At 37.4% G+C, this 24,758-nt stretch carries 23 protein-coding genes; 22 read left to right on the top strand and 1 reads right to left on the bottom strand.

The window, feature by feature from the left end; genetic code table 11:
- The first annotated feature begins 204 nt into the window (after window positions 1-204).
- From MWH28_RS01370 to deoC, 17 genes are all read left to right on the top strand, one after another.
- Window positions 205-960: a basic amino acid ABC transporter substrate-binding protein gene (locus MWH28_RS01370; RefSeq protein ID WP_248617472.1), complete on the top strand. Its 756-nt coding sequence runs from the start codon at window positions 205-207 to the stop codon at window positions 958-960.
- Between the two features lie 316 nt (window positions 961-1,276).
- Window positions 1,277-1,936: an amino acid ABC transporter permease gene (locus tag MWH28_RS01365; protein WP_248617471.1), complete on the top strand. Its 660-nt coding sequence runs from the start codon at window positions 1,277-1,279 to the stop codon at window positions 1,934-1,936.
- Window positions 1,923-2,651, top strand: a complete 729-nt coding sequence (locus tag MWH28_RS01360; protein WP_248617470.1) for an amino acid ABC transporter ATP-binding protein — start codon at window positions 1,923-1,925, stop codon at window positions 2,649-2,651. The genes MWH28_RS01365 and MWH28_RS01360 overlap by 14 nt, the downstream gene beginning before the upstream one ends.
- 128 nt (window positions 2,652-2,779) lie before the next feature.
- Window positions 2,780-2,983 carry a cold shock domain-containing protein gene (locus tag MWH28_RS01355; protein ID WP_248617469.1) on the top strand — a complete coding sequence of 68 codons (204 nt, stop codon included), beginning with the start codon at window positions 2,780-2,782 and terminating at the stop codon, window positions 2,981-2,983.
- Between the two features lie 108 nt (window positions 2,984-3,091).
- Window positions 3,092-3,295 carry a cold shock domain-containing protein gene (locus MWH28_RS01350; RefSeq protein ID WP_248617469.1) on the top strand — a complete coding sequence of 68 codons (204 nt, stop codon included), beginning with the start codon at window positions 3,092-3,094 and terminating at the stop codon, window positions 3,293-3,295.
- Window positions 3,296-3,504: 209 nt separating this feature from the next.
- Window positions 3,505-4,053: a ribosome hibernation-promoting factor, HPF/YfiA family gene (gene hpf / locus MWH28_RS01345; protein ID WP_248617467.1), complete on the top strand. Its 549-nt coding sequence runs from the start codon at window positions 3,505-3,507 to the stop codon at window positions 4,051-4,053.
- 286 nt (window positions 4,054-4,339) lie between these two features.
- Window positions 4,340-6,919, top strand: coding sequence for a preprotein translocase subunit SecA (secA, locus tag MWH28_RS01340; protein WP_248617466.1), 2,580 nt, complete (start codon window positions 4,340-4,342; stop codon window positions 6,917-6,919).
- 284 nt (window positions 6,920-7,203) lie between these two features.
- Window positions 7,204-8,299 (top strand): peptide chain release factor 2 gene (gene prfB, locus MWH28_RS01335; protein ID WP_248617465.1). Its coding sequence is split into 2 segments (ribosomal slippage): window positions 7,204-7,275 and window positions 7,277-8,299, totalling 1,095 coding nucleotides; the frame shifts between segments, so codons are not numbered across the junction.
- Between the two features lie 45 nt (window positions 8,300-8,344).
- A complete protein-coding gene (locus MWH28_RS01330; protein ID WP_248617464.1) occupies window positions 8,345-9,070 on the top strand; it encodes a ZIP family metal transporter in 726 nt (241 codons plus the stop codon).
- A 21-nt stretch (window positions 9,071-9,091) separates the two neighbouring features.
- On the top strand, window positions 9,092-9,790 hold the full coding sequence (locus MWH28_RS01325; protein ID WP_248617463.1) for an LmeA family phospholipid-binding protein: 699 nt from the start codon (window positions 9,092-9,094) through the stop codon (window positions 9,788-9,790).
- Window positions 9,791-10,241: 451 nt separating this feature from the next.
- A complete protein-coding gene (locus MWH28_RS01320; RefSeq protein ID WP_248617462.1) occupies window positions 10,242-12,059 on the top strand; it encodes a DUF5693 family protein in 1,818 nt (605 codons plus the stop codon).
- 592 nt (window positions 12,060-12,651) lie between these two features.
- Window positions 12,652-13,749: a polysaccharide pyruvyl transferase CsaB gene (gene csaB, locus MWH28_RS01315; RefSeq protein WP_248617461.1), complete on the top strand. Its 1,098-nt coding sequence runs from the start codon at window positions 12,652-12,654 to the stop codon at window positions 13,747-13,749.
- Window positions 13,739-14,470, top strand: coding sequence for a WecB/TagA/CpsF family glycosyltransferase (locus MWH28_RS01310; RefSeq protein ID WP_248617460.1), 732 nt, complete (start codon window positions 13,739-13,741; stop codon window positions 14,468-14,470). Before csaB ends, MWH28_RS01310 begins: the two co-directional genes overlap by 11 nt.
- A gap of 204 nt (window positions 14,471-14,674) precedes the next feature.
- Window positions 14,675-15,526 carry a YitT family protein gene (locus MWH28_RS01305; protein ID WP_248617459.1) on the top strand — a complete coding sequence of 284 codons (852 nt, stop codon included), beginning with the start codon at window positions 14,675-14,677 and terminating at the stop codon, window positions 15,524-15,526.
- 2 nt (window positions 15,527-15,528) lie between these two features.
- Window positions 15,529-16,341 carry a transketolase gene (locus tag MWH28_RS01300; RefSeq protein WP_248617458.1) on the top strand — a complete coding sequence of 271 codons (813 nt, stop codon included), beginning with the start codon at window positions 15,529-15,531 and terminating at the stop codon, window positions 16,339-16,341.
- A gap of 10 nt (window positions 16,342-16,351) precedes the next feature.
- Window positions 16,352-17,290, top strand: a complete 939-nt coding sequence (locus tag MWH28_RS01295; RefSeq protein WP_248617457.1) for a transketolase family protein — start codon at window positions 16,352-16,354, stop codon at window positions 17,288-17,290.
- Between the two features lie 287 nt (window positions 17,291-17,577).
- Window positions 17,578-18,231, top strand: coding sequence for a deoxyribose-phosphate aldolase (gene deoC, locus MWH28_RS01290; RefSeq protein WP_248617455.1), 654 nt, complete (start codon window positions 17,578-17,580; stop codon window positions 18,229-18,231).
- A 209-nt stretch (window positions 18,232-18,440) separates the two neighbouring features.
- Here deoC and mntR read toward each other — a convergent pair whose 3' ends face one another.
- Entirely contained in the window at window positions 18,441-18,857 is a 417-nt protein-coding gene (mntR, locus tag MWH28_RS01285) for a transcriptional regulator MntR (RefSeq protein ID WP_248617454.1), read from the bottom strand.
- Window positions 18,858-19,255: 398 nt separating this feature from the next.
- Here mntR and MWH28_RS01280 point away from each other — a divergent pair, with 398 nt between their 5' ends.
- The 5 genes from MWH28_RS01280 (at window position 19,256) to MWH28_RS01260 (ending at window position 24,474) form a co-directional block, all read left to right on the top strand.
- Window positions 19,256-20,179: a metal ABC transporter solute-binding protein, Zn/Mn family gene (locus MWH28_RS01280; RefSeq protein WP_248617453.1), complete on the top strand. Its 924-nt coding sequence runs from the start codon at window positions 19,256-19,258 to the stop codon at window positions 20,177-20,179.
- Window positions 20,179-20,928 carry a metal ABC transporter ATP-binding protein gene (locus MWH28_RS01275; protein ID WP_248617452.1) on the top strand — a complete coding sequence of 250 codons (750 nt, stop codon included), beginning with the start codon at window positions 20,179-20,181 and terminating at the stop codon, window positions 20,926-20,928. Before MWH28_RS01280 ends, MWH28_RS01275 begins: the two co-directional genes overlap by 1 nt.
- On the top strand, window positions 20,928-21,767 hold the full coding sequence (locus tag MWH28_RS01270; RefSeq protein ID WP_248617451.1) for a metal ABC transporter permease: 840 nt from the start codon (window positions 20,928-20,930) through the stop codon (window positions 21,765-21,767). Before MWH28_RS01275 ends, MWH28_RS01270 begins: the two co-directional genes overlap by 1 nt.
- A 285-nt stretch (window positions 21,768-22,052) precedes the next feature.
- The gene (locus tag MWH28_RS01265; RefSeq protein WP_248617450.1) at window positions 22,053-23,225 is read left to right on the top strand and encodes a S41 family peptidase; all 1,173 of its coding nucleotides are present in this window, start codon (window positions 22,053-22,055) and stop codon (window positions 23,223-23,225) included.
- Window positions 23,226-23,316: 91 nt separating this feature from the next.
- Window positions 23,317-24,474 (top strand): divergent polysaccharide deacetylase family protein, encoded by a 1,158-nt coding sequence (locus MWH28_RS01260; RefSeq protein WP_248617449.1) that lies wholly within the window; start codon window positions 23,317-23,319, stop codon window positions 24,472-24,474.
- The last annotated feature ends 284 nt before the right edge of the window (window positions 24,475-24,758 follow it).

The raw sequence follows: 24,758 nt of genomic DNA, 5'->3' as shown, positions 1-24,758 counted from the left end.
TTCAATTGCCGAAGGGCAATTTTTTTATTGTTTAAGGAATTATTATTTTTAAAGGTTGTAGATAACTTTTATTTTAAAGAATTTAAGGGGTTACTTAAACTTAGACTAAGCCTAAGCCTTAACCTTTAATTTCCTCTTGAATCTTTATGCGTAATTGTGTATAATTACTGACGTGAGTTAAAAAATTAGGGAGGAAGATAAATAATGAAAAAGACGTTATTAATTTTATTATTGGTAGGATTATTAGCAGTAGTAGGTTGTTCACAAGATGAAAGAACAACTTGGGATCGAATTGAAGAGGAAGAGACTTTGACAGTGGGAATGGATGCTGCGTATCGTCCGTTTGAATTTCGCGATGAAGATAATGAGATCGTTGGTTTTGATGTTGATCTAATCAATGAGGTTGGAGATCGACTAGGGGTTGAAGTTGAACTTCAAGATACGGCTTTTGATGGAATTATTCCTGGCTTACAAGCAAATGAGTATGATTTGATTATTTCTGCGATGACAATTACAGAAGAAAGAGAGCAAGCAGTTGACTTTTCTGATCCATACTTCAATGCTGGGCAGGTAATTGCAGTTTTAGAAGATAATGACGAGATTCAAGACTTAGATGATTTAGAAGGAAAAACGGCTGGAGTACAGTTAGGAACGACAGGAGATATAGTAGTTAGTGAGATGGATGATGTGGAAGTTAATCGTTATGATGTAATTCCTGAGGCTTTTGAGGATCTAAATAATGGTCGAATTGATGCAGTTGTTAATGACTTACCTGTAACTGCTGATTATATCCAAGAACGAGGTGGCGTTGAGATTGTCGGCGAGCCATTTACTGAGGAGTTTTATGGGATGGCAATGCGTCAAGGTGAGGAAGAGTTAGTTGAGAATATCAATCAAGCATTGGCAGAGATTAAAGAAGACGGTACTTATGATGAGATCTTTAGCAAGTGGTTTGAGTAAGAAAAAAGCAGTAGGGGAGACCCTGCTGCTTTTTTAGTTTGAATTTAAGTTAATTACAATTCAGTTTAAGTTTAAGTTTGAGTCTAAGTCTAAGTAAGAGCTAAGCCCTTATGTTTCTAGTGGTTGACTTAAACTTAATCTTAGCCTTGAACTTAAGCTTGATATCTGCCTTGGACTTAGACTTAATTCTTCTTGAATAAATAATAATAATCTTGTATAATTATTGTGGTTAATAAAACTTACATTTGTTTGATTCAAAATGTAGATGAATTTCATTAAAAGTTGAATTTAATCTAATAAGAAAGGATTGGGATTGATGATAGCTGACAAAATAGCCGTTTTAAGGCAGGCTCTGCCGTATTTATTACAAGGTGCTGGAATGACGATTAGGTTGACGTTTTTTGCTGTAATGATTGGGATTGTGATTGGAACGATTTTAGGCTTGGCTAGAGTATCACGGAATAAACTTTTTAAAGGATTGGCTAAAGCTTATATTGAATTCTTTCGGGGTACTCCATTATTGATTCAACTCTTTTTGCTCTATTATGGTTTACCAAATTTGGGGATAGATATTCAATCTCATGTAGCTGCAATTTTGGGGTTAGGATTAAATAGTGGTGCTTATGTAGGAGAGATAGTCCGTTCGGGGATTAATGCGATCGATACAGGACAGATGGAAGCTGCTCGTTCATTGGGGATGTCTTATCCACAAGCAATGAAGTTTGTAATCTTACCTCAAGCGATCAAGCAGGTAGTTCCACCATTGGGTAATGAGTTTATTGCTTTATTGAAGGATTCATCTTTAGTATCGGTAATTGCGGTCAGAGATTTAACGAGACAGGGACGGTTGATTATCAGTCGAACTTATGAGTCATTTTTGATCTTTACTGCTGTAGCATTTTTATACTTTATTATGACCTTTATTATGACTAGATTGGTCAACTATGCAGAAAGGAGGTTGAATGTCGGTGATTAAAGTAGAGAACCTGCATAAGAGTTTTGGAGATTTAGAGGTTTTGTCTGGGATTGATGAAGAGATCAACCAAGGTGAAGTTGTAGTAGTGATCGGGCCAAGTGGCTCAGGTAAGAGTACTTTTTTACGTTGTTTGAATCGGTTAGAAGAGATCACTGCAGGTAAAGTTTGGATAGAAGGAGAACAAATAAATTCTCCGCAAGTGGATATAAATAAAATAAGGCAGGAAACAGGGATGGTCTTTCAACACTTCAACCTCTTTCCTCATAAAAATGTATTAGAAAATATAATTTTGGCTCCTGTTAAGGTTAAGGGAGTTGATAGAAAAGAAGCAGAAAAGATAGCTTATGATTTGTTGGATAAGGTTGGGTTGCGAGATAAGGCAACTACTTATCCCAAACAGTTATCAGGTGGGCAAAAGCAGAGGATTGCGATTGCTAGGGCATTAGCGATGCAACCTAAAGTAATGTTATTTGATGAGCCAACGTCTGCTTTGGACCCTGAGATGGTTGGAGATGTATTAGAGGTAATGAAGGATTTGGCGGAAGAAGGAATGACGATGGTAGTTGTAACCCATGAGATGGGCTTTGCTCGGGAGGTTGGAGATCGAGTCTTATTTATGGATGAGGGGCTGATTGTGGAAGTTGGCCCGCCAGAGCAAATATTTGGAGATCCCCAGCAGGAGCGGACGCAAAAGTTTCTAGCTAAGATTTTATAATCGGCTAGAAAGAAAAATTATTTTTTATAATTTTGTTGACAAGTTTTAAAATATATGTTATATTTAAGACAGTGAGTTGAAAGACTGCTAAAATTTTAAAGGTAAGAAATAATAGGAGGAATGAATTAATGAAATTAACAGGTAGTGTAAAATGGTTTGACAATGAAAAAGGGTATGGATTTATTGAAAGAGAAGAAGGAGACGACGTATTTGTACATTTTTCAGCAATTGAAGAAGAAGGATTCAAAGCTCTAGATGAAGGTCAAGAAGTAGAGTTTGAAATTGTTGAAGGCGACAGAGGACCACAAGCTGACAAAGTAACTAAGCTGTAAGTTTATTATTGACTATAACTGAAAAATAATTATAAATTAGTAATTGGATTTAAGTTGTAGGATGATGAGTTTAGCTTTACAGTAACAAAAATTAGGAGGAATTAACTGATGAAATTAACAGGTAGCGTAAAATGGTTTGACAACGAAAAAGGGTATGGATTTATTGAAAGAGAAGAAGGAGACGACGTATTCGTACACTTCTCAGCAATTGAAGAAGAAGGATTCAAAGCTTTAGACGAAGGTCAAGAAGTAGAGTTTGAAATCGTTGAAGGCGACAGAGGACCACAAGCTGATAAAGTAACTAAACTGTAAGTAAGTTTGTTCTTGACATAAATGAAAGACCCTGGATGAGTCCAGGGTCTTTTTTTAATATTAAAGGCTATGCTTCACAGGATATTGCCAATATTCTGAATTTTATTTATATTTAGCAGAAAAAAGTGATTTTAAGCAGGAGAATGGAAATTGATGAAGAAGAACATAATATACACTTATTTTCTCTAAAAAAAAGGAGTTGATCCTAAATGAAATTCATGGTTAGAGGTAAAAATATCGAAATTACTGATGCTTTAAGGAATTATGGTCGAGAGAAAATTGGAAAGCTCAAGAAGTACTTTGATGAAGATGTTGTAATTGAGTGCCAAATTTCTTTTGAAGTGGACAAGGAGCGACATATAGTTGAGGTAACTATTTTTGCAGATGGCTTGATCTTGCGTGGTGAAGAAGAGACTGGAGATATGTATGCTTCAATTGATGGTGTAATTGAAAAGCTAGAACGACAAGTTCGTAAGTATAAAACTAGAATTAGCAATAAATTAAGACGAGAGAAATTAGAATTTAAAGAGCAGTTAGGAAAAAGATCAGTGCGAGATGAGGAAGATGAAGATTTAGCTGCTAAGATTGTTAAGACTAAAAGTTTTGCGATTAAGCCGATGCCGGTTGAAGAAGCAGTAATGCAGATGGATTTGTTAGATCATGATTTCTTTGTCTTTTCTAATGCCAATACTGAAGAGGTAAATGTTGTTTACAGAAGAAATGATGGGAATTATGGTTTGATTGAACCGACATTATAAGTAAAAAGTGAAGCTGAATCAAACAAAGAAGCTAGCTGCCTAGGCAGCTAGCTTCTTTGTTTGCCTATTGAATAGTTAAGTGTTATAATGTATAATGGACTTTGAAATTAAGATGGGTAGATTATATCGTTGTTATGTGAGTTAAACTAAGAGATATTATAACTAAGTTTAAGTTTGAGTCTAAGTTTAAGTAAGGTCTAAGTTCTTATGTTTTTGATGATTTACTTAGCCTTAACCTAAGCCTTAAACTTAAGTTATGTTAATAATAAATTGAGAGGGGTAAAAAATGCTTGGTTTTTTAAAGAAGTTATTTGTTGATCCTAATGAGAAGAAACTTGAGAAGTTAGAGCCATTGGTTGACGAGATTAATAGTTGGGAAGATGAAATTGTTGAGTTAACGGACGAAGAATTACGGGCCAAAACTGATGAGTTCAAGTCTAGATTAGAAGCTGGGGAAAGTTTGGAAGATCTATTACCTGAAGCTTTTGCTGTCGTTAGAGAAGCTGCGAAGCGAACGGTAGGAATGAGACATTATGATGTTCAATTGATTGGAGGAATTGTCTTATTTCAAGGTAAGATTGCTGAAATGAAGACTGGAGAAGGTAAGACTTTAGCTGCTACTTTACCAGCTTATTTGCACGGTTTGACCGGTAAGGGAGTTCATATTGTTACAGTTAATGATTATTTGGCTGAGCGTGACCAAGAGTGGATGGGCCAAATCTATGAATTTTTAGGGTTAGAAGTAGGAGTTATCTTACAAGATATGGATTATGAAGAGCGAAGAGAAGCCTATCAAGCTGATATCACCTATGGAACGAATAATCAATTTGGGTTTGATTATTTAAGGGGGAATATGGCAACTAATGAAGATCAGTTGGTGCAACGAGAGCTCAATTATGCTATCTTAGATGAGGTTGATAGTATCTTAATTGATGAGGCACGAACCCCATTAATTATCTCGGGGCCATCACAACAATCACCTAAATTATACTATAAATTTGCTAAGATTGCTCCTAGATTAGAAGAAGGTGAGGATAAAGATTATGAAGTTGATGAGAAGGCAAAATCAATCAGCTTGAATGAATCGGGAATAGATAAAGTTGAGAAGATGCTAGGGATCGATAATTTATATGATAATCAATATTTAGATCACTTACACCATCTAAATCAAGCTTTAAAAGCCCATGCGTTGATGAAGCGGGATCAAGATTATTTAGTTAAGAATGGTGAAGTGCATATCGTTGATCAATTTACGGGACGTTTGATGAGTGGACGTAGATTCAGTGATGGATTGCATCAAGCTATTGAAGCTAAGGAAGGGGTTGAGATTCAGCGTGAGACTCAGACGTTGGCCAGTATTACCTTCCAGAACTTCTTTAGAATGTATAATAAATTAGCAGGGATGACCGGTACTGCGGAGACAGAAGAGAGTGAGTTTGATGAGATTTATGATCTTGATGTAGTTGTAGTTCCGACTAATGAACCTGTAATTAGAGAAGATTTACCTGATGTGATCTATAAGACTGAGGAAGCAAAGTTCAATGCTGTAGTTAAAGATATTAAGGAGAGATATAAGAAGGGCCAACCTACCTTGGTCGGTACAGTTTCAATTGAAAACTCAGAAAAGTTGAGTAGAAAGTTAAAACAAGCTCATGTGCCGCATGAGGTTTTAAATGCTAAGCACCATGAACGAGAGGCAGAGATCATTAAACGGGCTGGTCAAAAAGGAGCAGTTACGATTGCTACTAATATGGCCGGTCGAGGAACTGATATTGTTTTAGGAGAAGGGGTTACAGATCTAGGTGGTCTACATGTAATCGGTACTGAACGCCATGAGAGTCGAAGAATCGATAATCAACTACGTGGTCGTTCAGGTCGACAGGGAGATCCTGGTTCTTCCCGTTTTTATGTTTCATTAGAAGATGATTTGATGCGTCTGTTTGGTTCAGATAAGATCTCAGGGGTAATGAATACTCTAGGATTGGATGATGATCAACCGATTGAGCATAAATTGATTACAAAGTCATTAGCCAATGCCCAACAGAAGGTGGAGGATCGTAACTTTGAAATCAGGAAGAATATCTTGGAGTATGATGATGTTTTAAATGGTCAACGGAAGGTTATTTATGAACAGCGTCGTAAGGTCTTGACCGGTGAAGATTTTGAGGAGATATTATTTGGGATGGCCGATCAGTGGTTAGATGAGATAGTGGAGATCTATGCTGATGAGGAGTTGGCCCCTAGTGATTGGGACTTAGCTGGATTGATCAATCAGCTAGAGAGCTTATCATTAAAGGTTGATTTGACAGAGGAAGATTTAGCAGGATTAAGAACTGAAGAGATTAAAGAGCAGTTAGTTGATCAATTTAAGGACTCTTACCAAGCGAAGCGGGAAGAGTTGACTGCTGAGAAGATGAATAAGTTAGTTAAATTAGTAATGTTAAAGGTGATTGACCAAAAATGGATGGATCACTTAAAAGCAATGGATGAATTGCGTCAAGGAATTGGACTGAGAGCTTATGGACAGCGTGATCCATTAGTAGAATATAAATTTGAAAGTTTTGAGATGTTTAAGCAGATGAACTCTTGGATCAGAGAGGATATTATCAAATATATCTTTAAGATTGAGGTTGTCAAGGAGGATTCTGAAGAAGAAAAGCCACAGCATTTAAATTATGAGCAGAGACCGATGATGACAGCTTATGATACTGCTAAACAACCTCAGCAAGGACAACAAGCTCAAGCTGGTGGAGAAAAACAAGAGGTTAAACGCCAACCGATTGTTAAGGAAGAAGAACCAGGTCGTAATGACCCTTGTCCGTGTGGTAGTGGCAAGAAGTATAAGAAGTGCTGTATTGATAAATAGAGACTGGTGATTAGTGATTAGTAACTGGTAACTAGTAACTAGTAACTAGTAATTAGTAAAAAGAATTAGTAAAAAGAATTAGTAAAAAGAATTAGTAAAAAGCGCTAGAGAGTTAAAACCAATTGATAATTGATAGTTGAAAATTGATAGTTTAAAGATTAAAATTATAATTTTAAGAGGGTTTAATAGTTTCCCTTCGGGTTCTTCGAACCCTTCGTGATGAAAAAATCTGTTTTTAGATTTTTTCTATCAACTGTAAACTAACAAGTTTTGGGGGCGATTGAATGCAGGAGCAAGAGTTAAAAGCGAAGTTAGCAGAAATTGATGATAGATTATCAGATTTGAGGGAATCTCTTTGACTATGATCAGCTACTAACCCAAAAGGAAGAGATTGATGAGCAGATGGCTCAGCCTGATTTTTGGGATGATAGTGAGGCAGCTCAAAAGGTTGCTAAGCAAGGGAGTAATCTTAAAGGTAAGATTAAGCGGTTTGATCAGTTAGAAGAGGAATATCAAGATCTCAGTCTGTTATTGGAGTTAGCTGTAGAGGAAGATAACCAAGAGGTGATTGCTGAGGTTGAATCTAGAGTTGGCCCGCTTGCTAAGGATTTAGAACAGCTTGAGTTACAGACTTTATTATCTGGTAAATATGATGATAGTGATGCTTTATTAGCGATCAATCCTGGAGCCGGCGGGACAGAGTCACAAGATTGGGCCAAGATGTTGTTGAGAATGTATACCCGCTGGGCTGAGCAGCATGGTTATCAAGTCAGTACCCTGGAGTTTATGGCAGGGGAGGAAGCAGGGATTAAGAGTGTGACCTTACAGATTAGTGGGCCTTATGCTTATGGCTATCTCAAGTCTGAGAAGGGGGTTCATCGCTTGGTCAGAATTTCTCCGTTTGATTCTTCAGGGCGAAGACATACATCCTTTGCTTCAGTTGATGTAATGCCTGAGATTGATGACGATATTGAGGTTGATATTGATAAGAATGATCTGAAGATAGAGACTTATCGGGCCAGTGGTGCTGGTGGTCAGCATGTTAATACGACCGATTCTGCTGTCAGGATTACTCATCAGCCAACAGGGATTGTAGTGCAGTGCCAAAATCAACGTTCTCAGCATAAGAATCGGGAAGGTGCTTTAAAGATCTTAAAGGCCAAATTATTCGATTATTTACAGGAAAAACAAGCAGAGAAGATAGATGAATTACGAGGTGAGCATAAAGAGATAGCATGGGGTAGTCAGATTAGATCTTATGTCTTCCACCCTTATCAGATGATCAAAGATCACAGAACTGATGTAGAAACAGGAAAAGCTGAGCAAGTACTTGATGGTGATTTGGATTTATTTATTGAAGCTTATCTGAAAGAAGAATAACCTATCAATGCCTCACATATATAGATTAATATGTGAGGTGACTTGATGGAACAGATCTTAATGACGACAGCAGTTGGGCTATTAGCTGGGATGTTAGGTACTGGGCTAGGTGGTGCCAGTATTATTTTATGGCGGAAGCCTGATGATAAATCGGTCAGTTTGTTGTTGGGATTGACAGGTGGTATGATGTTATCGATTGTATTAGTTGATTTAATTCCAGCATCGATTGAGCATGGTAGTTTTATAGCTGCTGTGATAGGAGTCTTTTTAGGATTGCTGGCTTTAGATTTGACTGCTTATTACTTCAAATTAGAAAAGATGGAAGATTGGTATGTTCAAACAGGAATCTTACTTGGAATTGGGATCAGTCTTCATAATTTTCCAGAAGGGTTGGCCATTGGGGCTGGTTATTTGGTTACTACAGAGTTAGGATTTGGTCTGGCTGTCATAATGGCTTTGCATAATTTCCCGGAAGGGTTATCGATGGCTACTGCCTTAAAGGCAGGTGGTTGGAGTTCATCTAAGATTTTACTAGCTACTGTGCTACCTGGAATTCCAATGGGATTAGGAGCTTTGACCGGTTCGTTGCTTGGTTATATCTCCCCGATTGTACTAGCAATTACGTTGGGTTTTGCTGGAGGGGCGATGTTATATATTACTGTTTTTGAATTAATACCGAGTGCTTATAATTTTCGTCATACTAAGGGTCGAGCTACTGTTGGTCTTATCTTAGGCTTAATAGCTGGAATTTTAATTACAATCTTACTTTAGGAGTGTTTAGGAGTGAAAAAGGTGTTAAAAAAGTTAATTAAACCAGCAGTTATTTTGTTGTTATTACTGCTAGTAGGTAGCCAATTAATCTTACCACGAATCTTTTCTAGTAGATTAGAAACTAGTTTAAGTCAAGAATTGGATGATTATGAGCAATTAGATGTAACAATTAATTCTTTTCCAGCTATTAAATTGCTGGCAGGTCGGGTCGATCAATTAGAGATTGAAGCTAATAATCTAGTCAGTGACCGGCTTACTTTAGAGCAGTTTGAAGCTAGTTATAGTAATTTGAGATTGGTCAAGGATGAAGAGGAAGAGTGGCAGGTCAGTCAAGGTGAGAATACTGATCTTGAAATTGAATTGACTGATCAAGATTTGAACCATTATCTAGCTACTAGGCCAGAGTTAGATATATTAGATACTTTTCGGATTGATTTAACATCTAACCAGATGGTAATGGTAGGTAATTTGAGGTTCTTTAATACTGATTTAAGTTTGCAGTTAACTGGAAAATTTAGTGTTTATGATCACCAGACTTTGATCTTTAATTCTGATAAGTTAGCAGTTGATCAGGTTGTGATTTCTACTGATGTAATTGAACAGTTGAAGGATAAATTAAGCTTTAAGATCAGTTTGGCTGATTTTCCTCTACCTTTAGAGATTACTGAGGTTAATATTGAGGAAGGCAGTTTGCAGTTATTAGGTGGCACAAGAGAATAATTAATCATCAAGATCCCTATCTTAAATAAAGAGAGGGGTCTTTTTTATATTGTGGCACTTTGGTGCCACAATATAGTTGACAGTTTACGGTTTACAGTTTACAGTTAAGATCAAGAGATTAATTACAATAATGTGGCACTTTTGATTTGGAGGGTAGAAATGATATTTGTAGGGGCAGGTCTCTGTGCCTGCCCATGTTAAATCACGGGCGACCACGGAGAGTCGCCCCTACAAAGAACATTGGTTTCCATGTAATGTAGGGGTGAACCTCGTGTTCACCCTAAGTAAGCATTTCTCTAAAACAAGGGCGAATCTACGAGTCCTCTCGGACTCTTCGTGAAATTCATAAAAACCATATCTACAAGATTCGCCCCTACACAAACACATTATTGCACGAACGAAAAGTTACACAATATATTAATTATAAGCAACGCAATGGAGTTGACCAATTATGAAGAAACTACTAACCATAACCTTAATAGCAATCTTAGTCTTGACAGGAATCCTAGTAGCTAGACGCCAGCGGGTTGAAAGTCAGAACCGAGCTGTGGAGCTGGTGATTGATTATAGTATGTTGCGTGAATTTGAACAAGATCAATTATTACCGCAGCTAAAAGAGTTGGGCTTGACTACAGTTGGGTTAGAGATGGATAATTTAGAGCAGTTGGCAACTGATGGTCAGTTGAGTTATTATCAGGGCCATCAGGTCAGTGGCTTGACTGCACAGCTAACTGAGTTGCCAGAACTTAGCTCTGGTGAGCTATATCTTAGTAGTGATAACCAACAATTGTTAGAGCAATTAGAGGAAGTTCTAGCTAAGCGGGTGACTTTAGAGCCAGTTGGAGATAAAGGGTTGAAGATTACTGACTATGAAGAAGATTTACTAGAATTTCCACTCTATTTTTCTGAGCAGAAGATAGAATTATTTTCTGAGTTAGGATTGCAGATCATTCCTCGAGTTCCAGCGGAGATTGAGCCACAGCAGTTAGATAGTCTATTGGCTGCAGTAGAGGATAGTCAACAGATTATCTTCAGTGGAGAGGAGGTAGTAGGTTATCCTGACAAGCTTGAGCTGACTGCTCAACAGTTAAGGGCAAGAGGGATTAAGCTGGGGATGATTGAACCGTTTATTGCTCGACAGGATGGGAGTGGAGCGTTGGCCCGGTTACTTGATCTAGAGACAGTTCGAGCACATAGTATGGAGCAGGAAGAGTTGGATTTTTTAGGGATTGAGCGGACTGTAGCTCGTTATTTACGAGCGGTGAGAGAGAGAAATGTCAGGACTTTATATTTAAGACCTTTTGATGAGCCAGAGGATACATTAGAATTTATAGAAAGGTTAGTAGAAGGATTGGAAGTGGAGGGTTATAATTCAGCAGAAGCAACTCCGTTTGTTGATTTAGGAGAGCAGTTAGATTTAAAGTTAGGGTTAGTTGCTTTATTGGTATTATTAAATAGTTTATTACTTAAAATGATAGGCCTTGGTTGGCTTTATGTTGTAGGGAGTGGATTTCTTTTATTAGCAGTAGGTCATGTGGTAGGAGTTGATCTCAGCTTAGAGATTTTGGCTTTAGTGGTTGCTATCAGTCTGCCTTGTTATATCTTTGTCTATTTGATTAATAAGGTTAATGTTCCTTTACAGCTTAGCCAAGTGCTTAAGTTATTTCTGCAGGTCAGTTTAGCCAGTATTGCTGGGGGATTGATCATCAGTGCTTTATTAGCAGATAGGCGATATTTATTGCAGATTAGGCAGTTTAGAGGGGTTAAACTAGCCTTTATGTTACCATTAGTGATCAGTTTTGCTTATGGATTATTTGCTAATTATGGTGATTTAAATGTGGTTAAGAGAAAGATGACAGATTTTTTAGAGCAGCCTGTCTTATGGAAAGAGGTATTAGTATTACTTTTGATCTCTTTAGGTGGGTTGATCTATCTAGGACGGACAGGTAATAATCCAGCGATTCCAGTCAGTGCTACTGAAGTATTGATCAGGGAGAATTTGGAGAGAATATTGACTGTTAGACCACGGTTTAAATCTTTTTTAATTGGACATCCTGTTTTAGTATTAGGGATTGGCTTGGCAGGTCAAGCTAAGAAGTATAGTTGGTTATTATTGATTGGTTTGATTGGTCAGATTAATATTTTAAATACCTTTTCTCATTTGCATACTCCGCTGCTGATTTCGTTGATCAGGGTTGGCCAAGGGGTAGTCTTGGGAGCGATAATTGGCTGTGCGGTGTTGTATTTTCTTGCTAAGAGAAAATATTAACCACAAATCTAGATGAATTAAATCTATATTACAATATTGTGGCACTTTTGCTTTGAACCATGAGGGGCATTTCTCGTTCGGGAAGATTTTTTCTGAGCTTCTAAGATTCGTCTGCGAATAAATAAGAGCAAGCTAATTTAAAAGTAGGAAAATTAGCTAATTCATACTCTTATTTATTTCTCGACTTATCAAGAAGCTAGACGAAAAAATCTAGATGTCACTGCGAAACACCCCTCATGTTAAATTTTTAGATTGTAATGTTTTGATTTACCCGAAGAATTTATGCGATTGCGGTGGAAGTGGAGGAGTTTATAAGTAATTTTAATACTTCAAATGAGAATGATTAGATTTTGGTGATTGCAAAAATTCAAATTCTTATTGATTTTTTTGGCTACTTTTTTATCAAGTGCCCTGAAGGGCTGATAAGCCCTGAGGAAATGCCCTTGGGGTGAAAAAAGGTAGCACGGAAGAAAGTTTGGTTTTTAACTTTTCCGTAAAATGGTTTTGATGTTAAGGTTTAAATTGTAATTTTTTAATTTTAAAAGTTACACATTATATCAATTCAGCAATAGTCAATGAAAGAGGTAAAACAATGGAAAAAATTATCCTATCCGGTTATTATGGTTTTAACAATGCAGGGGATGAAGCAATCCTAGCAGCTTTGGTCGTCGGGTTAAAAAAGGTTTTGGGACAAGTAGAGATTATTGTGTTATCTGCTAATCCTAGCTGGACTGAAGAGGTTCATGGGGTTGAAGCGATCAGTCGAACCAACTTAGTTGAGATAACTAGACAGTTAAAAGAAGCTGACCTTTTGATCAGTGGTGGGGGTAGTCTGTTACAGGATGTGACTAGCATGAAGACAATTCCCTATTATTTATCGATCATGATTTTGGCTAAGTCGTTAAAAGTGCCGGTCTTTTTTTGTGCTCAAGGGGTTGGCCCGATCAACTCTACTATCAATCAGAAATTGGTCAAATCAGTTCTGAAGCGGGTTGATTTAATTACTGTTCGTGATCAGAATTCGAAGGAGTTATTGCGGCGAATAGGAGTTAGAGATCCGATTGATGTAACTGCTGATCCAGTCTTTATGTTAGAGGCAGTAAATCAAGATAGAATTGAAGCTATTTTAGCTGAGGAAGGGATTGATTTAGCTCAACAGACGGTTGGAATTTCGATTCGATCTTGGGGAGATAATAGTTACTTGAAGCAATTAGCTGTGGCTTTAGATCGTTTTAAAGAAGAGTTTGAGGTTCAATTGTTATTAATTCCTCTGCATTACCCTACTGATTTAGAAGTTAGTCAAAAACTAAGGAGTCTGATGGAAGGAGAGGTTGGGATGATTACTGGTAATTATTCACCACAGGAGGTATTGGGTTTGGTCGGTCAGGTTGATTTATTACTTGGGGTACGGTTACATTCTTTAATCTTTGCTGCTTTGAATAAGGTACCGCTAGTTGGGATCTCTTATGATCCTAAGATTGATAGTTTTTTATCCAGGTTGGATCTATCCCCTGTAGGGTGGATAGATAAGTTAGGAGTAGAGCAGCTTAGTCAACAAATAATTGGAAATTGGGCCAAAAAAGGGCGAATTAAGAGTAAAATAAATAAAAAAGTTGATCAATTAGCAGGATTAGCTAGGTCTAATCTAGAATTAGCTTTAATGTTGTTCGGTGGTCAGGATGGAAGATAATGTTGAAATTTTAGGAGTCAAGATCAATAATTTGACTTTTCAGGAGGCATTGAGTCGGATTGAATCTTTTTTGGAGTCTGATCAAGCCAATTTAATAGTAACTCCTAATCCTGAAATGATTATCAGGGCCAACTATGATCGGCAGCTAAAAGAGATCTTAAATTCAGCGGAGTTGGCCTTAGCGGATGGAGTAGGTCTTTTATTAGCTGCTAAGATGTTAGGGACAGAATTAAAGGAGCGGATTACGGGGGTTGGGTTGGTGCAAAGGTTATTGAAGTTAGGAAGCCAAAGAGGGCTTAGGTTTTATTTTTTGGGAGCCGAACCAGGGATAGCAGCTCAAGCAAAGAAGAATCTTCAACAGCAGTATCCTCAGTTAATGATCAAGACTCATCATGGCTATTTAGATCGTAAATTAGAAGAGAAGGTAATAGCAGAGATTGAGGCTAATCAAATAGATGTTTTATTGGTCGGAATGGGAGTTCCACTACAGGAAAAGTGGCTGAATAAACACTTAACTTCTCTACAAGTACCAGTAGGAATTGGGGTAGGAGGAGTCTTTGATGTTTTGGCTGGTAAAAAGAAGCGGGCACCTGTAGTAATGCAGAAATTTGGGTTGGAGTGGTTCTTTCGGTTGTTACAAGAACCGAGTCGGGCGGGAAGAATGGTTGCGATACCTGAATTTGTGCTTAAGGTATTGCGGCAACGGTTGAAAAATAAGTAGTTTACAGTTGACAGTGTACAGTTTACAGTTATAAAATCAAGATCTTAAGAGTTTAAGTGCTTAAGTACCTAAGTATCCAAGCACCCTAAGAAGCCTTATATCTACAAGCTTAGAGTGGTTTTGAATTTAGATTTTTTCTATCCACTGTCAACTGTAAACCGTAAACTGTACACTGAATTTAAGTTCGGGAAGGAGATTGTTGAAATGACACGGCAAGATATGTATGACTATTTAGGAATTACAGTTGGTTCAATTTTGATTTCATTAGCATTAGTTATATTCTTAGTACCTAATCGGATTGCTGCTGGTGGAGTCAGTGGCTTGGCTACGGTATTATTTCATCTATTTAATTGGCCAGTAGGAACGGTGATCTTAGCTTTAAATGTACCTCTTTTTCTTTTGGGAGTTAAAGAGTTGGGAGCTAAGTTTGGCTTTAAGACACTATATGGAATTATAGTCTTATCTGTGGCTACAGATCTGTTGACCCCTCATTTAGCTTTTATAACTGATGATCTGTTATTGGTTGCTATTTATGGTGGTGGGTTAGCAGGAGTAGGCTTAGGGATTGTTTTTAAATCGAGAGGAACGACAGGTGGTACCGATCTTGTGGCTCAGATTATTAATAAATATACTGGCTTGAGTCCTGGAAAGGGATTATTAATTATTGACTTTTTTGTTATTTCATTAGCAGGAATTGTCTTTAATCTTGAGTTGGCTCTGTATGCTTTGATTTCTCTAGCAATTACCAGTATGACGATTGATTTAGTTCAAGAGGGGTTAACTATCTCTAAGGGAGCATTTATTATTTCTGATGCTGCAGAGGCAATTAGAGCGGATATTATCAATGAATTGGATCGTGGAGTAACCGTCTTGAATGGTCGAGGTGGCTTTACTGAAGAAAATAAAGATATATTACTTTGTATTATTAGTCGATCTGAAGTATCAGATCTTAAGAATGTGGTACATACTATTGATGAGGATGCCTTTGTGATTATTACTGAAGTACACGAAGTTTTAGGAGAAGGATTTAAAGAAAATATTATCGAGGAGGTTTAAGGATGAGCAAGGTAACAGAGTTAGAAACTAAAGCACGGACGATTAGAGAAGATATTTTAAAGATGCTAACTAAAGCTGGGTCTGGTCATCCTGGAGGTTCTCTATCTGCTGCTGATATATTGGCAGTCTTATATTTTGAAGAGCTCAAGGTTGATTCAGATAATCCTGAATGGGAAGATAGAGATCGCTTCGTATTATCTAAAGGGCATGCAGCACCAGTATTGTATGCTGCTTTAGCGGAGAAGGGATTCTTTCCTAAGGAAGATTTACTGAAGTTAAGGTCTTTAGAAGGACATTTGCAAGGGCATCCTGATTTAAATAAGACACCAGGAGTCGATATGACGACTGGATCATTAGGACAGGGTTTTTCTGCTGCATTAGGAATGGCCTTAGCAGGGAAACTAGATCAGAAAGATTATCGGGTCTTTGTAATGTTAGGTGATGGTGAATTACAAGAAGGACAAGTCTGGGAAGGTGCATTAGCAGCTAGCCATCATAAGCTGGATAATTTGATCGGAATTGTTGATAATAATCGAGTCCAATTGGTCGATAGAACTGAAGAGATTATTGAAGTAGAGCCGATTACAGATAAGTTTTCAGCATTTGGGTGGCATGTGATTGAGATTGAAGGTCATGATCTAGAACAGATCAGAGATGCTTTCAGTCAAGCAGATCAGATAACGGGCCAACCAGTGATGATTGTAGCCAATACGATTAAAGGTAAAGGTGTTTCCTTTATGGAGGATACTGCTGCTTGGCATGGTAAAGCTCCAGATGATGAAAAATATCAGGAAGCATTAGTGGAATTAGAATAGGAGGGATAGTATGACAGAGGAGATTCCAACCAGAAATGCCTATGGAGAAGCACTAGTTGAATTAGGTCACAAGAGAGAGGATATAGTCGTCCTAGATGCAGATCTGTCTGGTTCTACTAGGACTGGTTACTTTGAAGAAGAATTTCCTGATAGATTCTTTCAGATGGGGATTGCAGAGCAGAATATGATGGGGACAGCTGCTGGTTTAGCTACCTGTGGTAAGATTCCTTTTGCTAGTACTTTTGCTGTTTTTGGTAGTGCTAGAGTAGCAGATCAGTTGAGAAACTCGATTGCTTATCCTGAGTTGAATGTGAAGATTGCGGTTACTCATGCTGGAATTACTGTTGGCCCGGATGGTGCTACTCATCAAGCGATTGAAGATTTGAGTATTGTCCGCGGGATTCCTAATCTGACAGTGATTGTTCCAGCAGATTATGCAGAAGCTAAAGCTGCTACTAAAGCAGCTGCTGAGCATCAAGGGCCAGTCTATTTAAGATTTGGTCGGGTAGGAACGCCAACTGTTTTTGCTGAAGATGACTATCAATTCGAATGGGGTCAAGTCAAAGTAGTTGAAGAGGGTAGTGATATTACAATCTTTGCTACTGGAATTATGTTGGCCCAAGCCTTAGCAGCTAGAGAAGAGTTGTTAAAAGAAGGAATTGAAGCTGAAGTGGTCAATGTTCATACTATTAAGCCACTTGATATAGCAGGAGTCATTAATTCAGTTAAGAAGACAGGAGCAGCAGTTACTGCTGAAGAGCATAATATTTATGGAGGATTAGGCAGTGCTATTGCAGAAGCTATAAGTGAAGAGCATCCTGTCCGATTAAAGCGAGTAGGGGTTGAGGATAGATTTGGTAAATCAGGAGAACCTAAAAAATTATTAAAGGAATATGGGTTGACAGCCCAAGAGATTATAACAGCAGTTAAAGAAGTGCTTGCTAGATAAAGATAATGGAGCTCTAAATATAGTTTACAATGTACAATTTACAGTTGACAGTTGAAGATCAAAAACTTAAAAGCTTAAAATATCTGAAAAGACCTAGATTTTAGAGTGATTTTGCTCTCAAGGTTTTAAGGTCTTTCCTTCGGGTTCTTTGAACCCTTAGTGATGAAAAATCTGTTCTTAGATTTTTCTATCTACTCTACACTGTTCACTGTAAACTGTACACTGCTATTTAGTGGCATTTTGCCACTAAATAGCGATTAATAAATTAATGGGTGGAGGGAAGAAAAATGGATAGTAATCAATTAGCAGCTATGATCGATCATACTATTCTTAGATCAGAAGCTGTCAGTGAAGATATCAAAACTAAGTGCCAGGAGGCTGTGGAGCATAAATTTGCTTCAGTATGTGTTAATCCTTCTTTTGTCAGGTTGGCTAGTAAAGAATTAGCAGATAGTGAGGTTAAGGTCTGTACAGTGGTTGGATTTCCATTTGGGGATTCTACTTCTGAGAGTAAGGCTTTTGAGACCAGAAATGCTATTAAAAATGGTGCTCAAGAGATTGATATGGTGATCAACTTAGGGGCTTTAAAATCAGAAGCATGGGATGTAGTCAAGGATGATATCAATATTGTAGTCAGAGAAGCTAGAGAAAAAAGAGTTGTTAAGGTGATTATTGAGACCTGTTATCTAACTGAGGAAGAAATGAAAAAGGCTTGTCAAATTATTAAGGAAGTAGGAGCAGATTTTGTAAAGACTTCGACTGGTTTTGGGACTGCAGGGGCCAAAGTCGAGGATATCAAGCTAATCAAAGAGGTAGTAGGGGATGAAGTAGGAATTAAAGCGTCAGGTGGAATCAAGACTGAGGCTGATGCAGTGAAGATGATTGAAGCAGGAGCAACAAGGATTGGGACGAGCTTTGGAGTAGAGATAGTAAACAGTTAAAACAAATTGACAATTGATAATTGACAATTTACAATTTACAATTAAAGATCAAAAGAAAAAAACTAAAAGAAAAAAGATTAAAGGCAAAAGGATGCTACGTTTACATAATAATTAAATAACTTGAAACTATTAAGCCGGTTAGAGGTTTCTCTAACTGGTTTTTTTAGTTATTTTTACTTAATCTTAAACTCAGCCTCAGACTTAGATCGTCATTCTTTAATTTCTTCTTGAAATTGCAGTAACTCCTGTTGGTAATCAGGATTTGCAGCAAAGAATTTGACCAAGTTAGTGATTGAATCAACCGTCTCTTCTGATAGATAATGCTCCATTGCCTCTGCCTCTTCCTCTAGATCACAGTCACTGCCTATCACTTCTAAAAAGTCCCGTAAGGTCTGATTTCTGTCTACTAGAAACTTGCCTAGTTTCTTTCCAGTAGAGGTTAATTGGATATTTTGATAGCGTTCATAATCTAAATAACCTTTTTGGGTCAATTTTTTGACTGCCTTAGTAACTGAAGGTAAGGAGACATCCAACTTAAGTGCTATATCTGTTGTACGAACGAAGCCTTTTTGTTGGGAAAATCGATAAATCTCTTCTAAATAATCTTCTAAGCTAGGGGATAACATGATAACTCCTTTCAAAAACAGTTTACAGTGTACAGTGAACAGTTTACAGTTAAAAAATAAGCTTAATTACAATAATGTGTCAGTTATGTGTGTGAGTGTGAGTGAGGTCAAAACCATCAGGGCTAAGGTTTTGCTTTTACACACACACATAACTCACACTGACACTAAATATCAATAAAGTTCAAGTCTAAAGGTAAGCAAGAGCTAAACTCTTAGATTTTTATTTAATCTCTTTGCTTTAAACTCATTACAATCCCTATGTAATAACTGTTTAAAAAATAAGAAAAAAACTCACAATTACTTGACTAAAGAATATTATGTTATTGAGTTTGTCAATAAGTTAACTGCGGCTAACTTTGTTAGTTGAAGCTAACTAAAAATTATTTGGGAGGGATATGATGAGATTTCATTTTAAGACTGGAATGGTGGTTGTGATTGTCTGTATTTTAATTGTGTTAGGATTACTTTTTGTACAAGAGACGAGACAAGATGAACAGTTGAAGGTGGTGACTACATATTCGATCGTCCATGATTTAGTCGAAAATGTGGCTGGTGATAGAGTCGAGTTGGATACTATGGTGCCAATTGGAGAGGAGCCTGAGGAGTATGAACCATTGCCTGAGGATATGACAGCTGTATCGGAGGCTGATTTAGTATTTGCTAATGGTTTAGGAATTGAAAGCTGGCTAGAGAGGATAATTCAAAATGTTGCTTCTAATCAAACTATAATAGAGGTTATAGAGGGAGTTGAACCTTTCCATCTCTATGAAGGTGGATTGCAAGGTGAGCCTGATCCTCATGCTTGGTTTGATCCGATATTAGTAAGAGATTACTATATCCCTAATATTCTTGATGCTTTAATTGAACTTGACCCAGAGGGGGAAGAGTATTACCAACAACGAGCGGAAGAATATCAAAAGCAGTTAGGTGAGTTAGATCAGTGGATTAAGGAGCAAGTAGAGCAGATTCCAGCTGAGAATAGGGTCTTAGTTACTAGTGAAGGTGCTTATCGTTATTTTGTTGAGGCTTACGGTTTTGAAGAAGGTTTTATCTGGCAGATTAATTCTCACGAAGAAGGAACACCACAACAGATTGCTGATTTGATTGATTCAATTAAAGATCAGAAAGTAAAGGCGGTCTTTGTAGAAACAAGTGTCTCGCATCGTCCTATGGAACGGGTAGCGGAAGAGGTTGGAGTTCCAATTGGTGGGGTCTTGTATTCTGATTCTACAGATGAGCCAGGTTCTGAAAATGATAATTATCTTAGTATAATGGAGCATAATGTTACTACTATCGTTGAGGCGTTAGGGGGGAGTAAGTGATGGAAGAGAGTGTTAGGCTTGAGGATGTAACGGTATCTTATGGCACTGATGAACCGGTGATAGAGAAGGTCAGTTTTGTTCTCCAGCCGGGTTCAAAGGTGGGGATTATTGGCCCTAATGGTGCAGGTAAGTCTACTTTGATGAAGGCGATTGTTGGATTATTAACCTTAGATCAAGGAAGAGTTGAGGTCTTAGGAGGTTCTATTGATCAAAATCGAAAATCTGTGGCTTATGTACCACAAAAAGAAGATATCGATTGGGATTTTCCAGTTTCAGTCTATGATGTGGTAATGATGGGTAGATATGTCCATCTAGGATGGATTAAACGACCTAGAGAGCAGGATCATCAGATTGTGACTGAAGCTCTTAAAGAGGTGGGGATGTTAGAGTATCAAAACCGACAAGTTGGTAAATTATCTGGGGGCCAACGACAGCGAGTCTTTTTGGCCCGGGCGTTGGCCCAAAGAGCAGAAGTTATGTTATTAGATGAGCCTTTTGCAGGAGTTGATCAAACAACAGAAGAGGTAATCTATAACTTGCTTGATCAGATTTCACAAGAAGGGAAGACGGTGATAGTTGTTCATCATGATTTAAAAAAGGTAGAAGAATACTTTGATAATTTAATTTTGGTCAATAAGGAGATTATTGCTTACGGGCCAACTCAATCAACCTTTACTCCTAATTATTTAAAGAAGACATTTTCTCAGCAATCTACTACAGCCCAAAATGATTTGGTGGTGATGACCTGATGGAATTATTGTGGGATTTATTAATAGCACCGTTACAGTATCAGTTTATGCAGCGGGCTTTTTTAGCTGCAGTTGTAGTTGGAGTTGGTTGTGGAGTCCTGGGAAGTATTTTAATTTTACGTAAATTAGCTTTAATGGGTGATGCAATTTCTCATGCTGTCTTACCTGGAGTGGCAATTGCTTATTTGTTAGGAATTAACTTTTTTATAGGGGCAACCGTAACAGGAGTGACTACCGCTCTTGGGATTGGATTTATAGCAGAGAACAGTAAAATTAAAGAGGATTCAGCAATTGGGATTATGTTCAGTGCTGCCTTTGCGATAGGAATTTTGATTATTAGCAAGATTACAACTAATATAGACCTTTTTCATATTTTATTTGGTAATGTCCTAGGGGTTTCTAGAACAGATTTAGTGCTAATATCTATTTTAGGACTCTTGGTTATAGTCTTAACAATTCTATTTTTCAAGGAATTAAAACTATCCTCCTTTGATCCTATAATGGCTCGTTCTATAGGACTTCCGACAGATATGATTCATTATTTATTGATGTTGATGTTATCTTTTACGGTAGTGGCTTCCTTGCAGACTGTAGGAATTGTGTTAGTAGTTTCGATGTTGATTACACCCGGTGCCACTGCTTACTTACTGACGAACAACCTATCAGAGATGATGGTCTTATCAGGTGTTTTTGGAGTGTTATCTGCTTTAGTTGGACTCTACCTTTCTTTTCATCTAAATGTAGCCTCAGGAGCTGCTATTGTAGTTGTAGCTACTTTCTTTTTCATACTAGCGTTATTATTTTCCCCTCAAGAAGGGCTATGGGTTAGTAGGGATTAATTACAATATTGTGGCACTTTTGTGCCACAATATTGAGTTGACAGTTTACGGTTTACAGTTTACAGTTAAGATCAAAATCTTAAAATCTTGAAACTTATGAAAGGCCTTAGAATTATAGGTTTAGATTGTTTTTGATTTTAAGCTTTAAATGGTTTTAACTGTCAACCGTCAACTGTTCACTGTCAACTGATATAAAGTTACTTACCAAGTTTTAAATTTGCGAAACTATAAGATGAGTGGTAAAATTAAGATTAAGTTAATCACTAATCAGAAAGGTAGGTCATAATGTTTAAATCAAAAAAGACAATTGGCGTTATATTAATCTTGCTTATGTTATCTGCTGCAGGGATAACAGGATTTTTCCTGCATGGAGCTGAAGCAAATTCACAAGAAGAAATGAATCAATTCCAGAAATTACTTGTTATATTTGATCTTGTGCGGAATAATTATGTTGAAGAGCCAGAGCTAGATACATTACTTACTGGAGCAATTGATGGAATGTTAGAGGCACTAGATGATCCATATACAGGATATTTGCCCCCTAGAGAGTATGATGATATGAAAACCAGTATGGAGGGTGAATATGGTGGAGTTGGAATTATAATTACGATGCGTGATGACCAGTTAACTATTATCTCTCCAATTGAGGGAACGCCTGGTGATCGGGTTGGCTTGAGAGCTGAGGATCAAATTATGGAGATAGATGGTATTTCTACTGAAGGGATGCCGATGGATGAAGCAGTTGATCTGATGCGGGGAGAAGAGGATACTGAAGTAGCTTTATCGATTAAGCGAGCTAAGGAAGATGATGAGGAAGTTGAAGAGCTTGAAGTTGAAATAATAAGAGAGTTAATTGAAGTTGAACATTTAAGTTCTGAATTAAAAGAAGATAAGATTGGCTATGTGCGGATGAGTAGATTTGGAGAGGATGTTGGTCAAGACCTTAGTGTAGAGTTAGAGGAGCTAAAAGCAGAAGGAGCGGAAGGATTTATTCTTGATTTAAGGAGTAACCCAGGTGGTTTATTACCTGAAGCTGCTAAGGTAGCCAGTAATTTTATTGAACAAGGGTCAGCTGTTTATGTTCAGGAACGAGAAGGAGATAAGCAAGGGATACTATTGGATCCGACAATTGAGACTGTAGAAGATAAACCAGTAGTAATATTAGTTAATGAAGGAAGTGCTAGTGGTTCTGAGATAGTAGCAGGAGCGATTCAAGATAATGAGCGAGGAATGATCATTGGGAATCAGACCTTTGGTAAAGGTTCTGTCCAGAGTGTTAGCCCATTGTCTGATGGTTCAGCTGTTAAGATGACTACTGCACGATTTTATACACCATCAGGAAATAAGATAGATCAAGTTGGTGTTGAACCTGATATTGTAGTTGAGTTTGATTTAGAAACTGAAGCAGATGAACAGTTGGAAGTAGCGATAGAGGAGTTATTAAATAAATTGAATTAATGACTTGGTCAATATAATCAATCTAAACTCTTTTAAACTTGAAATTGTTAGGTGAAAAATTAATTTCAGATTATATAGAAGGGATTTTTTGATGAAAGAGAAGAAGAAGTTAGCTATCTGTTTGTTCTATTTGGTAATGTTTGTTATCACTATTGTCTTCAATTTAAATACAGAAGTGATATTAGAAGAGGATAAGCCAGAAGAAATAAAAGAAGTTACTGTTGATTACGAAGCGGCTGTTGTTGAGTTTGAAGCAGAATTCAAAGAAATTTTGACAGAATTGAATTTAGATAAGAACAAACTAATTTTAGAACAACAGCAAGTAGAACAGGAAGAAGAAAAGAATAATTCTTCTCTTGTCTGGGAACACAACTATTATAAGTTAGAAACGCCTCTCTTTGGAGCAGAAGGAAGGCTATTACCTGAAATCAAAGATGAAATTATAACCAACTTTAAAGCTGTATTTCCAGTTGTCGAAGTTGACTGGGAAGAGCAAGCCGAGAAGCGCATTTTGGAGGTTGATTTTGGTTTCGAGGTTGGTGAGCTCTTGATTGAAACCCACTCAGTTCAATTTGTTCAAGAGAGGCCAGAAGCTAAGATGGCAATTGTTATCGATGATTTAGGTTATAGTCGGCAATCAACTAGTGATATTTTTAGTGTTGATCGTCCTCTGACCATGGCTGTTTTGCCTTACTTGTCTCAGTCTGTAAAGCAGGCTGAAGAGGCTAAAGAGTTAGGTTATGAGATTATGTTGCATCAACCTTTTGAAGCTCATAATTCTGAACTTGAACCTGAGCCAGGAATGATTGATACTACAATGGATTCTGAGCAGATTAGAGAAAAGTTACGAGGAAGTTTGGAGCATTTACCTCCAGTAGCAGGGATTAATAATCATATGGGTTCGAAAGGAACTGAAGATCCTAGGGTAATGACAGAAGTAATGAAAGTTTTAAAAGAAGAAGGGTTATACTTTATTGATAGTAGTACCTCTAGTCAATCAGTAGGGGTCAACAAGGCTAGGGAAGCAGGAATTCCAACAGCTGAAAATTATCTGTTTATTGATAATGTTGATGAGCAAGAAGCTGTTGAAGAGATGCTGCTGATGTTAGTTGATGTTGCTTTAAAAAGAGGGAAGTTAGTAACGATTGGCCATGTACGGACAAATACAGCCAATGCGATTAAGGAAGTGATTCCAGTTTTAGAGGAAAAGGGGATCAAGTTAGTTTATGTTTCGCAGATTGTGAAATAAGTTTAAGGCTAAGTCTGAGTTTGAGTAAAATCATTATAGGTTAAAATAGGGAAGTGCCTGGTTGAGGGGTGCTTCTTTCTATATTGTGGCACAAAAGTGCCACAATATAGAGTTGACAGTTTACGGTTTACAGTTTACAGTTAAGATCAAAATCTTAAAACCCATGAAAAGTTTTAAAATTACAGGTTTAGAGTGGTTTTGATTTTAAGGTTTTCCTTCGGGTTCTTTAAACCCTTCGTGATGAAAAAATCAGCTCTTAGATTTTTTCTATCCACTGTCAACCG

The sequence above is a fragment of the Natroniella sulfidigena genome (assembly GCF_023223645.1).
Classification (GTDB): Bacteria; Bacillota; Halanaerobiia; order Halobacteroidales; family Halobacteroidaceae; genus Natroniella; species Natroniella sulfidigena.
Note: the sequence above shows the minus strand (reverse complement) of the source record. Positions and strands in the feature narration are given on the sequence as shown.

Coding starts and splice junctions, on each gene's coding strand:
- MWH28_RS01370 (WP_248617472.1), top strand. CDS start 205: ATGAAAAAGACGTTATTAATTTTATTATTGGTAGGATTATTAGCAGTA.
- MWH28_RS01365 (WP_248617471.1), top strand. CDS start 1,277: ATGATAGCTGACAAAATAGCCGTTTTAAGGCAGGCTCTGCCGTATTTA.
- MWH28_RS01360 (WP_248617470.1), top strand. CDS start 1,923: ATGTCGGTGATTAAAGTAGAGAACCTGCATAAGAGTTTTGGAGATTTA.
- MWH28_RS01355 (WP_248617469.1), top strand. CDS start 2,780: ATGAAATTAACAGGTAGTGTAAAATGGTTTGACAATGAAAAAGGGTAT.
- MWH28_RS01350 (WP_248617469.1), top strand. CDS start 3,092: ATGAAATTAACAGGTAGCGTAAAATGGTTTGACAACGAAAAAGGGTAT.
- hpf (WP_248617467.1), top strand. CDS start 3,505: ATGAAATTCATGGTTAGAGGTAAAAATATCGAAATTACTGATGCTTTA.
- secA (WP_248617466.1), top strand. CDS start 4,340: ATGCTTGGTTTTTTAAAGAAGTTATTTGTTGATCCTAATGAGAAGAAA.
- MWH28_RS01330 (WP_248617464.1), top strand. CDS start 8,345: ATGGAACAGATCTTAATGACGACAGCAGTTGGGCTATTAGCTGGGATG.
- MWH28_RS01320 (WP_248617462.1), top strand. CDS start 10,242: ATGAAGAAACTACTAACCATAACCTTAATAGCAATCTTAGTCTTGACA.
- csaB (WP_248617461.1), top strand. CDS start 12,652: ATGGAAAAAATTATCCTATCCGGTTATTATGGTTTTAACAATGCAGGG.
- MWH28_RS01310 (WP_248617460.1), top strand. CDS start 13,739: ATGGAAGATAATGTTGAAATTTTAGGAGTCAAGATCAATAATTTGACT.
- MWH28_RS01305 (WP_248617459.1), top strand. CDS start 14,675: ATGACACGGCAAGATATGTATGACTATTTAGGAATTACAGTTGGTTCA.
- MWH28_RS01300 (WP_248617458.1), top strand. CDS start 15,529: ATGAGCAAGGTAACAGAGTTAGAAACTAAAGCACGGACGATTAGAGAA.
- MWH28_RS01295 (WP_248617457.1), top strand. CDS start 16,352: ATGACAGAGGAGATTCCAACCAGAAATGCCTATGGAGAAGCACTAGTT.
- deoC (WP_248617455.1), top strand. CDS start 17,578: ATGGATAGTAATCAATTAGCAGCTATGATCGATCATACTATTCTTAGA.
- mntR (WP_248617454.1), bottom strand. CDS start 18,857: ATGTTATCCCCTAGCTTAGAAGATTATTTAGAAGAGATTTATCGATTT.
- MWH28_RS01280 (WP_248617453.1), top strand. CDS start 19,256: ATGAGATTTCATTTTAAGACTGGAATGGTGGTTGTGATTGTCTGTATT.
- MWH28_RS01275 (WP_248617452.1), top strand. CDS start 20,179: ATGGAAGAGAGTGTTAGGCTTGAGGATGTAACGGTATCTTATGGCACT.
- MWH28_RS01270 (WP_248617451.1), top strand. CDS start 20,928: ATGGAATTATTGTGGGATTTATTAATAGCACCGTTACAGTATCAGTTT.
- MWH28_RS01265 (WP_248617450.1), top strand. CDS start 22,053: ATGTTTAAATCAAAAAAGACAATTGGCGTTATATTAATCTTGCTTATG.
- MWH28_RS01260 (WP_248617449.1), top strand. CDS start 23,317: ATGAAAGAGAAGAAGAAGTTAGCTATCTGTTTGTTCTATTTGGTAATG.